At 71.1% G+C, this 15,532-nt stretch carries 13 protein-coding genes; 10 read left to right on the top strand and 3 right to left on the bottom strand.

Annotated features, from left to right (window positions below):
• Window positions 1-28 precede the first annotated feature (28 nt).
• Window positions 29-2,419: an ATP-binding cassette domain-containing protein gene (locus ACFYR0_RS09090; protein WP_389323654.1), complete on the bottom strand. Its 2,391-nt coding sequence runs from the start codon at window positions 2,417-2,419 to the stop codon at window positions 29-31.
• Between the two features lie 622 nt (window positions 2,420-3,041).
• On the opposite strand from ACFYR0_RS09090, the gene ACFYR0_RS09085 reads away from it, so the two are divergent.
• From ACFYR0_RS09085 to ACFYR0_RS09045, 9 genes are all read left to right on the top strand, one after another.
• The gene (locus ACFYR0_RS09085; protein WP_389323650.1) at window positions 3,042-4,388 is read left to right on the top strand and encodes a 6-phospho-beta-glucosidase; all 1,347 of its coding nucleotides are present in this window, start codon (window positions 3,042-3,044) and stop codon (window positions 4,386-4,388) included.
• A gap of 175 nt (window positions 4,389-4,563) precedes the next feature.
• The gene (locus tag ACFYR0_RS09080) at window positions 4,564-5,523 is read left to right on the top strand and encodes a GlxA family transcriptional regulator (RefSeq protein ID WP_389323647.1); all 960 of its coding nucleotides are present in this window, start codon (window positions 4,564-4,566) and stop codon (window positions 5,521-5,523) included.
• A 126-nt stretch (window positions 5,524-5,649) separates the two neighbouring features.
• The gene (gap, locus tag ACFYR0_RS09075) at window positions 5,650-6,648 is read left to right on the top strand and encodes a type I glyceraldehyde-3-phosphate dehydrogenase (RefSeq protein ID WP_389323644.1); all 999 of its coding nucleotides are present in this window, start codon (window positions 5,650-5,652) and stop codon (window positions 6,646-6,648) included.
• A gap of 976 nt (window positions 6,649-7,624) precedes the next feature.
• Complete coding sequence (locus ACFYR0_RS09070; RefSeq protein WP_389323641.1) at window positions 7,625-8,800, top strand: ATP-binding protein; 1,176 nt, start codon at window positions 7,625-7,627, stop codon at window positions 8,798-8,800.
• Window positions 8,797-9,198 (top strand): roadblock/LC7 domain-containing protein, encoded by a 402-nt coding sequence (locus ACFYR0_RS09065; RefSeq protein WP_389323638.1) that lies wholly within the window; start codon window positions 8,797-8,799, stop codon window positions 9,196-9,198. The genes ACFYR0_RS09070 and ACFYR0_RS09065 overlap by 4 nt, the downstream gene beginning before the upstream one ends.
• Window positions 9,195-9,572 carry a DUF742 domain-containing protein gene (locus ACFYR0_RS09060; RefSeq protein WP_386383870.1) on the top strand — a complete coding sequence of 126 codons (378 nt, stop codon included), beginning with the start codon at window positions 9,195-9,197 and terminating at the stop codon, window positions 9,570-9,572. Before ACFYR0_RS09065 ends, ACFYR0_RS09060 begins: the two co-directional genes overlap by 4 nt.
• Entirely contained in the window at window positions 9,547-10,140 is a 594-nt protein-coding gene (locus tag ACFYR0_RS09055; RefSeq protein ID WP_389323633.1) for an ATP/GTP-binding protein, read from the top strand. Before ACFYR0_RS09060 ends, ACFYR0_RS09055 begins: the two co-directional genes overlap by 26 nt.
• Window positions 10,141-10,150: 10 nt before the next feature.
• Window positions 10,151-11,497: a cytochrome P450 gene (locus ACFYR0_RS09050; RefSeq protein ID WP_389323630.1), complete on the top strand. Its 1,347-nt coding sequence runs from the start codon at window positions 10,151-10,153 to the stop codon at window positions 11,495-11,497.
• Between the two features lie 353 nt (window positions 11,498-11,850).
• Window positions 11,851-12,972: a tryptophan dimethylallyltransferase family protein gene (locus ACFYR0_RS09045; protein WP_389323627.1), complete on the top strand. Its 1,122-nt coding sequence runs from the start codon at window positions 11,851-11,853 to the stop codon at window positions 12,970-12,972.
• A gap of 69 nt (window positions 12,973-13,041) precedes the next feature.
• On the opposite strand, the gene ACFYR0_RS09040 is transcribed toward ACFYR0_RS09045, so the two are convergent.
• Window positions 13,042-14,334, bottom strand: a complete 1,293-nt coding sequence (locus tag ACFYR0_RS09040) for a flavin-containing monooxygenase (RefSeq protein WP_389323624.1) — start codon at window positions 14,332-14,334, stop codon at window positions 13,042-13,044.
• A 245-nt stretch (window positions 14,335-14,579) separates the two neighbouring features.
• Here ACFYR0_RS09040 and ACFYR0_RS09035 point away from each other — a divergent pair, with 245 nt between their 5' ends.
• The gene (locus tag ACFYR0_RS09035) at window positions 14,580-15,092 is read left to right on the top strand and encodes a GNAT family N-acetyltransferase (protein WP_389323621.1); all 513 of its coding nucleotides are present in this window, start codon (window positions 14,580-14,582) and stop codon (window positions 15,090-15,092) included.
• Between the two features lie 81 nt (window positions 15,093-15,173).
• Here the strand turns inward: ACFYR0_RS09035 and ACFYR0_RS09030 are convergent, their stop codons facing one another.
• Entirely contained in the window at window positions 15,174-15,419 is a 246-nt protein-coding gene (locus ACFYR0_RS09030) for a hypothetical protein (RefSeq protein WP_389323618.1), read from the bottom strand.
• Window positions 15,420-15,532 lie beyond the last annotated feature (113 nt).

The following is a 15,532-nucleotide window of genomic DNA, read 5'->3' as shown; positions in this document are numbered from 1 at the left end:
GCCGGGCGGCCACGCCTCCGTGGTGCGGTCAGGCGCCCACGTAGTCCGCGAGGTGCTCACCGGTGAGGGTGGAGCGGGCCGCGACCAGGTCGGCGGGCGTGCCCTCGAAGACGATCCGGCCGCCGTCGTGACCGGCGCCGGGGCCTAGGTCGATGATCCAGTCGGCGTGGGCCATGACCGCGGGGTGGTGCTCGATCACGACGACCGACTTGCCGGAGTCGACCAACCGGTCGAGCAGTCCGAGCAGTTGGGCGACATCGGCCAGGTGCAGGCCGGTGGTCGGCTCGTCCAGGACGTAGATCCCGCCCTTCTCGGCCATGTGCGTGGCGAGCTTCAGCCGCTGCCGTTCACCGCCGGACAGCGTGGTCAGCGGCTGGCCGAGGGTGAGGTAGCCGAGGCCGACGTCGGCGAGCCGCTGGAGGATCTTGTGGGCGGCGGGGATGCGGGCCTCGCCGGAGCCGAAGAACTCCTCGGCCTCGGCCACCGGCATGCCGAGCACCTCGCTGATGTCGCGGCCGCCGAGGTGGTACTCCAGGACCGAGGCGTCGTAGCGCCTGCCCTCGCAGTCCTCGCAGATGCTGGACACCTCCGCCATCATCGCGAGGTCGGTGAAGATGACCCCGGCGCCGTTACAAGTGGGGCAGGCACCCTCGGAGTTGGCGCTGAACAGCGCGGGCTTGACGCCGTTGGCCTTGGCGAAGGCCTTGCGGATCGGCTCCAGCAGCCCGGTGTACGTGGCCGGGTTGCTGCGCCGGGAGCCGCGGATCGCGCCCTGGTCGACGAAGACCACGCCCTCCTCGCCGGGGATCGAGCCGTGCACCAGGGAGCTCTTGCCGGAGCCCGCGACGCCCGTGACGACGGTCAGGACGCCCAGCGGGATGTCCACGTCCACGTCCTGGAGGTTGTGCTCGCTCGCCCCGCGGATCTCCAGCGCGCCGCTGGGCTCGCGCACGGCGTCCTTCACCGTGGCCCGGTCGTCGAGGTGGCGGCCGGTGACCGTCTCGCCGGAGCGCAGGCCCTCGACCGTGCCCTCGAAGCAGACGGTGCCGCCTCCCGTACCGGCGCCGGGGCCGAGGTCGACGACGTGGTCGGCGATCGCGATGGTCTGCGGCTTGTGCTCGACGACCAGGACGGTGTTGCCCTTGTCGCGCAGGCGCAGCAGCAGGTCGTTCATCCGCCGGATGTCGTGCGGGTGCAGGCCGGTGGTGGGCTCGTCGAAGACGTAGGTGACGTCGGTGAGGGAGGAGCCGAGGTGGCGGATCATCTTCACGCGCTGCGCCTCGCCGCCCGAGAGGGTGCCGGCCGGCCGGTCCAGGGAGAGATAGCCGAGGCCGATCTCCGCGAAGGACTCCAGCGTGTGCCGCAGCGACTGGAGCAGCGGGGCCACCGAGGGCTCCTTGAGGGTGCCGACCCATTCCGCGAGGTCGCTGATCTGCATCGCGCAGGCGTCGGCGATGCTGATGCCCTCGATCTTCGAGGCGCGGGCGCCCTCGGCGAGCCGGGTGCCGTCGCACTCGGGGCAGGTCGTGAAGGTCGTCGCCCGCTCGACGAAGGCCCGGATGTGCGGCTGGAGGGCGTCGAGGTCCTTCGACAGCATCGACTTCTGGATCCTCGGGATCAGCCCCTCGTAGGTGAGGTTGATGCCGTCGACCTTGATCTTGGTGGGCTCCTTGTGGAGCAGGTCGTGCAGTTCCTTCCCGGTGAACCCGCGGATGGGCTTGTCCGGGTCGAAGAAGCCGCAGCCGCGGAAGATCCGGCCGTACCAGCCGTCCATGGTGTAGCCGGGGATGGTGAGGGCGCCCTCGTTGAGCGACTTGGAGTCGTCGTAGAGCTGGGTGAGGTCGATGTCGGAGACGGTGCCGCGGCCCTCGCAGCGCGGGCACATGCCGCCGGTGCGGCTGTACGTCGCCTTCACGGCCTTCTTGTCGCCGACGGCGATCGCGCCGCTGCCGCGGACCGAGGGCACGTTGAAGGCGTAGGCGCTGGGCGGGCCGATGTGGGGGTCGCCGAGGCGGCTGAAGAGGATGCGCAGCATGGCGTTGGCGTCGGTGGCGGTGCCGACGGTGGAGCGGGGGTCGGCGCCCATCCGCTTCTGGTCGACGATGATCGCGGTGGTCAGGCCGTCCAGGACGTCGACCTCGGGGCGCGCGAGCGAGGGCATGAAGCCCTGTACGAACGCGCTGTACGTCTCGTTGATCAGCCGCTGCGACTCGGCGGCGATGGTGTCGAACACCAGGGAGCTCTTGCCGGAGCCGGATACACCGGTGAACACGGTCAGTCGGCGCTTGGGGATCTCGACGCTGACGTCCTTGAGGTTGTTCTCACGGGCGCCGATGACCCGGATCAGCTCGTGGCTGTCCGCGAGGTGGGCCGTCGTCCGGCCGTCCGGCTGTGTGTCCGTCTTCCTGGCCCTGCTCATCATGTCTCCATCTGTCGCGCGGGGCGCCGGAGGCGGCGGGCCGACCGGCGGCCGTCGGGCACGTCAGCCCCTAGGGCCCTTCATGATGGATCTCCGCGGCGTCGCGACGCCCGGCACGCCCGCTCACCGCACGGCGCGGACGCCGCTCCTTCTCCCACGGAGATCCATCAGAAGGACCCTAGCCGGGCATACCGCGCGCTGGGCGCAGGGGTGCGCCCGCGGGCGTACGAGTGCCACCACCCTAGACACCGGCGGGTGCGGGCGCTTCTCCATTCCTGACCGGGAGGGCGCTCTCCGGAGGCCGCCGTTTCCCTGAACGGGAGGGCGTTCCCGGAAGGCCGCCGGGCGGCGATGCGGCCCCGGCCGGTGGGGCGCCCCTCCCGGAGCGCTGGGAACTGCCGTCGGGCCTCGGCGGGGTGGGGCCGCCAGCGGGACTGCCCGAGGAGACGGTGGCCGGGACGGGGCGGTCCACGCTGCGGACGGTCGCCGCGATGGTGGGTGCCCACGTCCGGCACAACGTGTACTTCGTTCCCGGGCGGCTCGGACCGTCGCCGTGACAGCCCACGTGGCCCCGGGCGGCGCTCATGGCGGGGGGCCGGGGCGCGGCAGTACTGTTCACGGCGTGAAACTGACCATTCTGGGCGGCGGAGGCTTCCGCGTACCGCTCGTCCACGGCGCCCTCCTCGAAGACCGCGCCGAGGGCCGGGTCACCCACGTCACCCTGTACGACCTGGACGCCGGACGGCTGTCCGCCATCGCCCGGGTGCTGGCCGAGCAGGCCGCCGAGTATCCGGACGCTCCCGAGGTGTCCGTCACCACGGACCTCGACGAGGCGCTCGTGGGCACCGACTTCGTGTTCTCCGCGATCCGGGTCGGTGGTCTGGAGGGCCGCGCGGCGGACGAGCGCGTGGCCCTCGCGCAGGGCGTGCTCGGGCAGGAGACGGTCGGCGCGGGCGGTGTCGCGTACGGCCTGCGCACCCTGCCGGTGGTGGACCACATCGCCCAGCGTGTGGCGGTGCTCGCTCCGGACGCCTGGTTCATCAACTTCACCAACCCGGCCGGCCTGGTCACCGAGGCCATGGCCCGGCGTCTGGGGGACCGTGTCATCGGCATCTGCGACTCCCCCGTGGGCCTCGGCCGGCGGGTGGCCCGCGCGCTGGGGGCGCCCCGCCCCGAGGAGGCCGTGCCCGACTACGTCGGCCTCAACCATCTCGGCTGGCTGCGCGGGCTGCGCATCGGCGGCCGCGACGAACTCCCCCGCCTCCTCGCCGACCGCGAACTGCTCGGCAGCTTCGAGGAGGGCAAACTGTTCGGCCCGGAGTGGATCCAGTCGCTCGGCGCGGTGCCCAACGAGTATCTGCACTACTACTACTTCAACCGCGAGACGGTACGCGCCTACCAGGAGGCCGACCTGACGCGCGGCGCGTTCCTGCGCGACCAGCAGGCCCGGTTCTACGACCGGATGCGCGACCCGGCCGCCCCCGCGCTGCGGACCTGGGACACGACCCGGGCCGAGCGCGAGGCGACGTACATGTCGGAGAACCGCGAGGCTGCGGGCGCCGGGGAACGCGACGAGGCCTCGCTCACGGAGTCCGGCGGCTACGAGAAGGTCGCCCTCGCGCTGATGCGGGCCATCGCCCGTGACGAGCGCACCACGCTGATCCTCAACGTGCGCAACCGCGGGACCCTGTCCGTGCTGGACGCGGACGCGGTCATCGAGGTGCCGTGTCTGGTCGACGCGGGCGGCGCCCGCCCGGTGGCCGTGTCACCGCTGCCGGCCCATGCGACGGGCCTGGTGTGCTCGGTGAAGGCGGTGGAGCGCGAGGCCATGGCGGCCGCCGCGTCCGGCTCGCGCGCCGCCGCGGTCAAGGCCTTCGCCCTGCACCCGCTGGTCGACTCGGTCGGCGTCGCGCGACGGCTGGTGGACGAGTACCGGGCCGTGCATCCGGGGCTGGCGTATCTCACCTGACGTGGTCGCGCCGGGGTTGGTCCGGGTCTCATCCGACGTGGTCGCGGCGCGGTTGACCCGGGTCTACCTGACACGGTCGGGGCGCGGTCGGTCCGGGGGCGCCGGGGCGGTGCCTCGGGGGTCGTTTCGCGTGGTCACGGCCTTGCGCCGACGGGGCGGCTCGTAGGCTGGTGGCGTGTCCGCCTCCACTCCGCCGCGCCGGGTCGCCGTCCTCGTCCTCGAAGGGGCCAAGCCGCTCGACGTGGGCATCCCGGCGCAGGTGTTCACGACCCGGGCGAGCATGCCGTACGAGGTGCGGGTGTGCGGTGCCGCGCCCGGTCTGGTGACGGGCGGCGACGGGCTGTCGTACCACGTGGCGCACGGGCTGGAGGCGCTGGACTGGGCGGACATCGTGTTCGTGCCGGGCTACCGGTTCCCGGACCGGGAGGATCCGCCCCGGACCGTGGTGGACGCGCTGGTCGGCGCCCATGAACGGGGAGCACGGCTCGCCGCGATCTCGACCGGCGCCTTCGCGCTGGCCGCGACGGGGCTGCTGGACGGGCGGCGGGCCACCACCCACTGGCACTACAGCCGGGCCCTCGCGGAGCGGCATCCGCTGGTTCGGGTCGACGAGAACGTGCTGTTCGTCGACGAGGGCAGCGTGCTGACCTCGGCCGGAGCCGCCTCCGGCATCGACCTGTGCCTGCACATCCTGCGCGGCGACCTCGGGGTCGGCGCGTCGAACCACGCGGCACGCCGACTGGTCGCCGCGCCGTACCGCAGCGGCGGACAGGCGCAGTACGTGCCGCGCACCGTGCCCGAGCCGCTCGGCGAGCGCTTCGCGGCCACCCGCGAATGGGCGCTGCACCGGCTGGACGAGCCGCTCACCCTGGAGACGCTGGCCCGGCACGCGGCGGTCTCGGCGCGCACGTTCTCCCGCCGGTTCGTCGAGGACACCGGCTACACGCCGATGCAGTGGGTGATGCGTGCGCGCATCGACCGGGCCCGTGAGCTGCTGGAACGCTCGGAGCGGGGCATCGAGCAGATCGCGAACGAGGTCGGGCTCGGCACCGGGGCGAATCTGCGGCTGCACTTCCAGCGGATCCTGGGGACGACGCCGAGCGAGTACCGGCGCACGTTCACGCGGGGCGAGTGAGGCCGGATCCCGCGTCCCGGCCCTGGCGCGATCCTTGCGAACCGTGGCGCTCTCGCCCCGGTCACCGGCCCTGGCCGCGAGCGAGGCTGGGGGCGCAGGGACGAGGGACGAAGGGACACCCCACCAATGACTCGCATCGCCATCAACGGATTCGGCCGCATCGGGCGCAACGTGCTGCGCGCTGTCCTGGAGCGCGACAGCGCCCTGGAGATCGTCGCCGTGAACGACCTCACCGAGCCCGCCACCCTGGCGCGGCTGCTCGCGTTCGACACGACCGCGGGCCGCCTGGGCCGCCCGGTCACCGTCGACGGCGACACCCTGGTGGTGGACGGCCGCCGCATCAAGGTGCTGGCCGAGCGCGACCCGGCGCAGCTGCCCTGGGCGGAGCTGGGCGTGGACATCGTGCTGGAGGCCACGGGCCGCTTCACCGCCGCCAAGGCGGCGCGCGGGCACCTGGACGCGGGCGCGAAGAAGGTGCTGGTGGGCGCTCCCTCGGACGGTGCCGACGTCACCCTGGCGTACGGCGTCAACACGGACGCGTACGACCCGGACCTGCACACCGTCGTCTCGAACGCCTCCTGCACGACCAACGCGCTGGCCCCGCTGGCCGCCGTGCTCGACGAGCTGGCCGGCATCGAGCACGGTTTCATGACGACGGTGCACGCCTACACCCAGGAGCAGAACCTCCAGGACGGTCCGCACCGCGACCCGCGCCGGGCGCGTGCCGCCGGAGTCAACATCGTCCCGACCACGACGGGTGCCGCGAAGGCGATCGGTCTGGTGCTGCCGCGCCTGGACGGCAAGCTGTCCGGCGACTCGATCCGGGTGCCGGTCCCGGTGGGCTCGATCGTCGAGCTGAACACGACCGTCTCCCGTGACGTGACGCGCGACGAGGTGCTGGCCGCCTACCGCGCCGCCGCCGAGGGTCCGCTCGCCGGAGTCCTCGAGTACTCGGAGGACCCGCTGGTGTCGGCCGACATCACCGGCAACCCCGCCTCCTCGATCTTCGACTCCGAGCTCACCCGGGTCGAGGGCCGCCACGTCAAGGTGGTCGCCTGGTACGACAACGAGTGGGGTTTCTCCAACCGTGTGATCGACACGCTGGAGCTGCTCGCCGGTCGCTGACCTCTCGATCGCCGAACTCCCCGTACCGGGCCTCTGGTCGCCCGGTGCGGGGAGTTCCGCTTTACGGCCGCGACTTTCCCGGCCGGACCATTCGACTTCGGGTCCGTGAACGCCTCGCACGCCACGCCTCGGGAATTCCGCCGCACAAGTCACGTGCGGATTCCGGAAGGCAACTCCGGCAATTGCCGCCGGTATGAGAGGTCTGACCTTTCGATTCGGCCACTCGCACGGCGAGCCTCTTGCCGAACGGGCGGATCTCGAACGCGACTTCCTTTTGCGAACAAGAGCACGGTCACGGGTGCGAGGGGGTGCGCGATCGCGGGTGCGAGGGGGTGTGCGATCGCATGCGCGCAGAAGCGCCAGACCGCACGCGCGCCGAGTGCGCGGCTCTCCGGCCGACGGACCGGGCCGGCTTCCGCGCCAGAAGCGATTGACCGGTGGACGGTTCAATCCCGTACGACCCGAGCCCCCACCTCGTACACCCCCACCCCGTCCCGCCGCACCCCCGGTCGCACCCCACGGGTCTCGGGGGCACCGTCCGGCGACCGTCGGCGAGTCGGCGTCACGGTGACAGCCGGGCCAACACCGGATGAACCGGACCTGTCGTCACGCCCGTCCGCCGTCCGTCACGTTAAGACCGTGCGAACTCTTGGGCCAGGAGCGGAAGTTGCTCCGCACCCCGCCGACCCCGCATCCACCGCATTTCTCCAGGATGCGACCACCTCAACTCGCTTCCGGGCAGCGAGACTTCGGGCCTGGTTCGCCCGTATTCGCCCCGAGCGACACAGAAGCGGCTTTACCGGCGGATCAAGCCGATCCACCAGCCATTAACACATATTGACGGATCGTCATAACTCCCGGTGGTGATAGGATCACAGCGCACTTGCGGAGTGCGGACAGATAGGCGCACCGCTGGTTCACCCCCGCATTGACGGAGATTCAACTATCTGACCGTCAGTCGCTTGAAGAGAGTCTTATGACGTACATACAGAACCCACTGGTGTGGGGTCTCCTCGTCGCCACCCTCGTCGCGGTCGCCGCCTTTGTTCGCCAACGCAGAACGGCGCGGTCCCTGAGGCAGGACGGTGACCGGCTCAGGGCTCACTACGCCGAGCTGGAGAACGACTACGCGAAGTCTGTCCAGGCAGCTCAGGAGCAAGCCGAAGAAGCGACGAAGACGGTTCTCAAGTCCGCCATGCGGACGCTCCAGGGTCTCGCCGCGGAACAGCAGCTCGTCGTCTCCGGACTGCAGAGCAAATACGGCGAGTCGGCGATTCTCCACGACCTGCTGGAAATCGACCACACCAATTCCCAGTTCGGCCGGCGCGCTCAGTCCATTGCCGTGCTGTGTGACGGCTGGCTCGGCCGTCAGCGTGAAGTCGCCTCGGTTTACGACGTGGTGCGCAGCGCTCAGGGGCGAGTCCGCCATTACCGGCGGGTGGAAATTCTCTCGCAGGTCGATTTCGCGCTCACGAGCCGTGCCGTGGAACCCGTCGCACTGGCCCTCGCCGAACTCCTCGACAACGCCACGAGCTATTCCAGCCCGGACACGATCGTCGAAATCAATATCCGCACCGTGCCCAAGGGCATCTGCATCGTCGTCGACGACGCGGGTGTCGGCATGAACGACGAGGAGCGGGCCAGGGCGACCAGGCTGCTGTCCACCGAGCGGGTCTCCGGCGTCTCGGGGCTGGGCAACCCCCCGCAGTTCGGCTTCGCGGTGGTCGGTGTGCTCGCCGAGCGCTTCGGGTTCGAGGTGGCGGTCGACTCCAGCTCCCCCTATGGCGGCGTGCGAGCCGTCCTCCTCCTCCCGCACGAGTTGCTGACGAGCATGCCGGAACAGCGCGCCCCCGCGCCCAGCGCCCCCACCACCGCCGGGCTGACCCGCGGCGGCCCCGAGACGGCGGCTTCCGTCGCCTCGACGTCCGACGGTCTGCCGAAGCGGCGCCGCAAGCGGCCGATGGCCATCGTGCCGGGCAGCACCCCGGCGGGCGGCGGCCCGGCCCGCTCCGAGGCGGAGACGGCGGCGATCATGGGCGCGTTCCAGCGCGGTACGCAGTCCGGTCGCGCCACACCCACGGACCCGGCGGCCTCCGCGGATGAGACGAACCGCACCTCTGGTGCCGGCACTGAAGGACATGAGGTCTCGTGAACGACGATCTGGCATGGATGCTCGACAGCGCGCTGGAGATCCCCGGGGCCCTGCACGCGGTCCTGATCTCCGCCGACGGTCTGCTGATGGCCCGGACGAAGGACTTCGACAAGGACAACGCGGACCGGGTCGCCGCCGCGATGAGCGGTGTGCAGTCGCTGAGCCGCTCGCTGGGCTTCTTCTGCGAGGGTGACCATCAGCATTGGCGTCAGACGCTGGTGGAGTTCGACGGCGGCTGGGTGTTCCTGATATCCGCCGGCCAGGGCGCCTACCTCGGTGTCTCCGCCGCGCCCGATGTCGACATGGCCGACATCACCTTCCGTATGCAGCAGTTGGTCGGTCAGCTGGGCAAGGCCCTGATGACGCCGCCCCGCGAGAACCTCGGCGCCTCGTCATGACCGCCGCCGACGAGTGGGAGACGGAGTCCGCCGAACTGGTACGGCCGTATGTGATCACCCGGGGCCGCGGTTTACCCGATGAGGGGCAGTTGTCGCTCATCACCCTGGTCACGGCGGCCGAGGACCATCACCAGCGGCCGACCCGTCTGTCCCCCGAGGAGCAGAACCTCCTGGAGATCTGCTCCGCCGGCTACCTGTCGGTGGCCGAGGTCGCGGGACACACACGGCTCCCGCTGGGGGTCGTGAAGATCGTCCTTTCCTCGCTCGTCGAAGGCGGCTATCTCATCACCCGCCCGCCGGTGGAGCGGGCGCCGGTCGCCGACCTGCGCATCCTGGAGGAGGTGCTGCATGGGCTCCGGGCCAAGTTTGGATGAACGGGCCTATGTCCGCGCCGGAGAGCAGCAGACGGCCGTCAAGATCCTGGTCGTCGGGCACTTCGCCGTGGGCAAGACCACGTTCATCGGGTCGATCTCGGAGATCGTCCCGCTGACGACCGAGGAGACGATGACCCGGGCCGCCGAGTCCATCGACGACCTCAAGGGTGTCAACGGCAAGACCACCACCACGGTCGCCATGGACTTCGGCCGTCTCACCATCAGCGACCGGGTGGTGCTGTACCTGTTCGGCACGCCCGGCCAGCAGCGCTTCGTGCAGATGTGGGAGGACATGGCCCGCGGCGCGCTCGGGGCGCTGGTCCTGGTGGACCCCGAGCGGCTGGCGGACTCCTTCCCGGTGATCGACCTGATCGAGCAGTACGGACTCGACTACGCGATCGCCGTGAACCGGTTCGACCACACCAGCCGGCGGGAGGAGCACGCCCTGCGCGAGGCGCTCGACCTGCTCGACGACACCCCCGTCGTCTCCTGCGACGCGCGCGACGAGCAGTCGTCGGCCCAAGCACTCATCACCCTGGTCCGCTATCTGCTGGACCGCGCCTCCTAGGAGCCAGAACATGGACGACCGTTCCACCGCACCCGTGCCCCCGCCGGGGTGCCCGGCGCACGGCTCCGGTGCCCGAGTGCCGCTGCACGGGCCGGAGTTCGCGGCCGACCCGCAGTCGTACTACGACTACCTGCGCCACTACGGGCCCACCGCGCCCGTCGAGATCGCGCCGGGCGTCGAGGCGACCCTGGTCACCGACTACGCCACCGCGCTGCACCTCCTCCAGGACTCGACGTCCTTCCGCAAGGACTCGCGGCGCTGGCGGGACCTCAACGAGGGCCGCATCCCGGCGGACAGCCCGATCCTGCCGGTGCTCGCCTACCGGCAGAACTGCATGTTCACCGACGGCGCCGAGCATCTGAGGCTGCGCCAGGCGGTCACCGACACCATGGCGCGGGTGGACACGCGTAAGCTCAGCCAGAGCACCGAGCGCGTGGCCGAGTACCTGATCGGCCAGTTCTCCCAGCGCGGCTCGGTCGACCTGCTCGGCGACTACGCCAAGCAGCTGCCGCTGTTCGTCTTCAACGAACTGTTCGGCTGCCCCGCCGAGATCGGCGACCGGGTGCTGTTCGGCGCGACGGGCCTGTTCGACGGGATCAACGCCGAGAAGGCTGCCGAGGTGATGTACACCGCCATCGGCGAGCTGATCGCGCTGAAGCGGGCCAGGCCGGGTGAGGACATCACCTCGTGGCTGATGCAGCATCAGTCCGACCTCACCAACGAGGAGATGGTGCACCAGATCGCGCTGCTGCTCGTCGGCGGCAACGAGCCGCTGCGCAACCTGATCGGCAACACCCTGCACCGGCTGCTCACCCACGACGCGTACGCCAACGCCGGTGGTCTGATCGACGACGCGATCGACGACACGCTGTGGGAGAACCCGCCCATGCAGAACCTGGGCGCGCACTTCCCGGCCACCGACATGGAGTTCGGCGGGGAGAAGGTGCGGGCGGGCGATCTGATGCTGGTCAGCTTCGCGGCCGCCAACACCGGACCCGCGCTGTCGACGGCCCGTCAGGCCGGCAGCAACCGGGCGCACCTCGCCTGGAGCGCGGGGCCGCACGCGTGCCCGTCCAAGGAGACCGCGCGTCAGATCACGGTCACGGCGATCGAGCACCTGCTGAACCGGCTGCCCGACGTCGAACTCGCCGTGCCCGAGGACATCCTGACGTGGCGTCCCGGTCCGTTCAACCGGGGTCTGGCCACGCTGCCCGCGCGATTCACCCCCGTGCAGCCGGTGCGGCGGCCCGCCGCCCCGAGCGCCCGGGGTGAGCAGGTCCAGCAGCCCGCGCAGACCGGGGCGCGTGGCGAACGGACCGGTCTGTGGAGCTCGTTCCTCAACTGGCTGGCCAAGTGATCGGCCGGAGCGGGGAATCTAGCCACATGATCCGCAAGTAAGCCATATGTGGACGAGGTGATTCACACAACACTCATCGTCCACACAGGACTGCATGAAGCTTCAAGCGCCCGGGTAATGATCACCGCGTTTCCTCAACGGTTCTCGACCCAAGGACGGTTCGTGTTTCGAATACCCGTCGGCTCCGCTGTGCTCCGCCCGGCCCCTTCAGGCCGGCCGGCCCGCGGCCGGGGCGCAAGAAGCCAACTCCACAGGCAGGAAGGGAAGATACCCGCCCGAGCAGGCGGGTATCTTCTTGAGTGCCCGGCTCCCTCCGCTCCGGCCGCGCATGGCGGCAGAGGCCGGAGGCACCCATGACGCCGAGCCGCAACGCCCTCGCCGCACCGGCCCTGGGTGACTTCACGGGCCGTCAGCTCCTCAGGCTGTGCGAGGTCGCCGAGCTGCCGCCCGCCGACGCCGTGTCGTACGCGAAGGTGGTCACGCAGACCCTCGGGCACGTGGCCGGGCAGCCCCTGGATCAGCCGCCGCCGGACCTCAGCTTCCTCTCCGACGACCACACCCCGGTGGAGTTCTCCCTCTCGTTCACCGTGGGTGCCGCGCCCGAGCTGCGGGTTCTGCTGGAGCCGGGGTGCGGAGAGGCGACCACCGAGCTGAGCGGCCGTGCCGGCCTGGACGCCGTACGGACGATGGGACGGCGGTGGGGCTTCTCGACCCGGCGGCTCGACGACCTGGAGGACCTGTTCTTCCCTCCCGACGCCCAGGGGCCGCTCGCGCTGTGGTGTGCGCTGGAGCTGCGCGCGGGTGGTGTGCCGAAGGTCAAGGTCTATCTGAACCCGGCCGCGGCGGGCCGGGACCACGCGGCGGCGACCGTGCGCCGCGCGCTGGACCGGCTCGGTCACCAGGAGGCGTACGCCTCGCTGCCCGACACCGGCCGCCCCCTGTTCTTCGCCCTGGATCTGGGCGACTGGGACGTGCCCCGGGTGAAGGTCTACCTCGCCCATCACGACCTGTCGGCCGAGGAGTCGGCCGGTCTGTCGCGGATGTCGCCGGGACCGGAGCGGGCCGGGATCGAGGAGTTCTTCCGCACCGCCACGGGCAGCATGCCGGGCGAGGATCTACGGCTCGACCGGCGTCCCGGCCAGTCCTGCCATGTCCTGACCGACGCCACGACCGGGACGCCCGACGGCTTCACCCTGTACATCCCGGTCCGTGACTACGCCCGGCACGACGGGGAGTCCCTGGACCGAGCGGTGACCCTGCTGAACCGTTACGGCATGGACCCCGGGCCGCTGCACCGGGCCGTGTCAGCGGTCACCAGCCGACGGCTGGAGGACGGAGTAGGCCTCATCGCCTATCTGGCGCTCGCCCACCAGCACGGACGGGCACCGCGGGTGACCGTCTACCTCTCGTCCGAGGCCTACGCGGTACGCCCCCCGATGACGATGCCCGTCCAGCGGACGGCGTCGGCTCACTGAGTGTCATGGTCACGTCACTGAGGGTGCGGTCGGATCCGCCCGCACCCTGCGCCCGAGGGCGGACCCGCATCAGCCGTCAGCGGCGAGCTGCCGCAGGTAGGGAACCACGTCGACCTGGATGGAGGAGCTCTCGCCCTCCCCGTACCTCTCGGCGACACCGCTCAGATGGGTGGCGATCTCCTCCCGCATGACGTCCACGGACGGCAGCCGCAGCTCGCCGGACACGATCCTCGCGACCCAGGCGCACTGGGCCTCCACGAGCCGGGTGATCGTCCCCACCGGACGGATCAGACCGATGAAGTACAGCCCCGGCAGCTCGGGCGCGACGACCCGCTTGTACAGCTCGACCGACCCGCGCGGCCCGGCCGGCCAGCCGGCCGGCAGGAACGGGAACGACATCCGGTAGCCGGTGCAGTAGACGATCGCGTCGGCCTCCTCCTCGCTCCCGTCGGCGAACCGCACCACGTTCCCGGCCATGGAGTGGATCGCGGGCCGGGGGATCACCCCGCCGTGGCGTATCCGGCTGAGGATGTCGTCGGAGATGGTCACGGCGGAGGCGAAGATCGGGTGATCCGGCTCGGGCAGCCCGTAGTCGGCCAGTCTGCCCCGCGCCACCAGCAGGGCCTGCTCGATGAAGGCACGCTGCTCCGGCAGCGACATCCGGGTCCACCAGGGGGCGTTGGCTATGTGGTCCAGCGCCAGGCCGTACAGCTGCTTCGGCAGGATGTGCAGCCCGCGGCGGACCGAGAGCACCGTCCGCGCCGCGTGCCGGGACAGATCGGCGGCGATGTCGACCGCCGACGCGCCGAGTCCCACGACGACCACGCGCTGTCCGTCGAAGTCCCGGCCGTCGTGGTAGTCGAGGGCGTGCAGGATCTTGCCGCCGAAGGAGTCGGCGCCGTACGGCAGTGGATCCGGCATGTTCGGGAGCGTGTTGTGCCCCGAGGCGACGACCACCTGCCCGAACCGGCGCGTGCGCTCGGCTCCGTACGCGTCCCGGCTGACGACGGTCCATGTCCCGTCGGCCGCCTGCCGCACCGAGACGACCTCGGTGCCCAGCTCGATCCTGTCGCTCACCCCGGCCCAGTCGGCGAAGGACCGCAGATAGGCGGCCATCTCGCTGTGCCGCGGGTAGAGGGGGAGCGCGTCGTGCATCGGGTAGCCGGCGTAACCGGTCAGATCCTTGGCGGAGTTCAGATGCAGCGCCTGATACCCCGGCCCCCGCTCCCCCGCCTGCGGCTGGCGCCAGATGCCGCCCACGTCCGGTGCCTTCTCCAGGCACACGAAGTCGACGCCTCGCATCGCGAGGGCGTGGGTGACCGCCAGCCCCGACAAGCCCGCACCGATCACACACACGCTCAAGGAGTCCCCCACAAGTGTCAAAGGTCCGCAGGCAAGATCCCTGCCCTCTCACCTCAACCTTCACACGGTGATCTGCAACACCGCGCCCCGGGGGGCACCTTGACGACACGGTGGACCGGGCGGCCTGCAGCCCCGGCCGCCATGGAGGTGCTCCGCCGCATCCGGACAGCGCGCGCTGTGGTGCACCGGCCGCGGACAGCCCGCTCACGGCCGCGACGCACTCCGTGGGCGTAGGCTTCGTCCGCATGACCGTGCTCCACGGCACCCATGTCGTCCTGCGTCCCGCCACCCCCGCCGACGTCCCCGCACTGGCGGCCATCCGCGCCACGCCCGAGGTCAGAGCCCGCTGGCGCGGCGGCGACGATCTCAGCGCGGAGGTCGCGGCGGACCTCGACGACCCCGGCACCCACACCTACACCATCGAGGCCGAGGGCGGGATCGCCGGGCTGATCCAGTGGTACGCCGAGGACGACCCCGACTACCGGCACGCCGGCATGGACCTCTTCCTCGCGCCCGCCGTGCACGGCCGGGGGCTGGGCACCGACGCCGTCCGCACGCTGGCCCGCCATCTCGTCGACGACCACCACTACCACCGCCTGATCATCGACCCGGCCGCCGACAACCTCCCCGCGATCCGCTGCTACACCAAGGCCGGCTTCCGCCCGGTGGGTGTGATGCGGCAGTACGAACGCGGCTCCGACGGCACATGGCACGACGGCCTGCTCATGGACCTGCTGGCCTCGGAACTGGTGCGCTGAGGCCGACGGGTCCCGGAGCAGGGGCGCGCGCAGAGACACGCGTGCGCGCCTGCTCCGGCAGGCCGTCCCCGTGACGGCGTCTCAGAGCACCGGGCCGCCGAGGAGCAGGGCGGTCTCCAGCGGCAGCGGCGGCTGCTCCGGCAGCGGGGCCGGTGCTTCGGCCCGGCCGGTGTGGGTGGGCGGGACGACGCGCAGCGCGGCTATGCCGTCCGCGGCCCAGGGCGCGTCCGTGGCCGGAAGCGTCAGGGTCATGCGTCGTCCGTCGGCCAGGGTGGTCTCGACGTGCTCGTCCGTCCGGACCTGCCCGCTCGCGTCGTCGGCCTTCATGGCTGCTCCCCCTCCGTCGTGCCCCGTGGGTCGTCGTGAGGAGCGGGCCGTGACCTCTGGCACCCCAACCGTCGGGTACCCGGTCCCGGATCTCCGTCCTCGACAGGTAATAC

It is taken from the genome of Streptomyces sp. NPDC005017, assembly GCF_042873115.1.
Classification (GTDB): Bacteria; Actinomycetota; Actinomycetes; order Streptomycetales; family Streptomycetaceae; genus Streptomyces.
The sequence above is the reverse complement of the archived record's forward strand: the minus strand, read 5'-3'. Positions and strand labels throughout refer to the sequence as shown.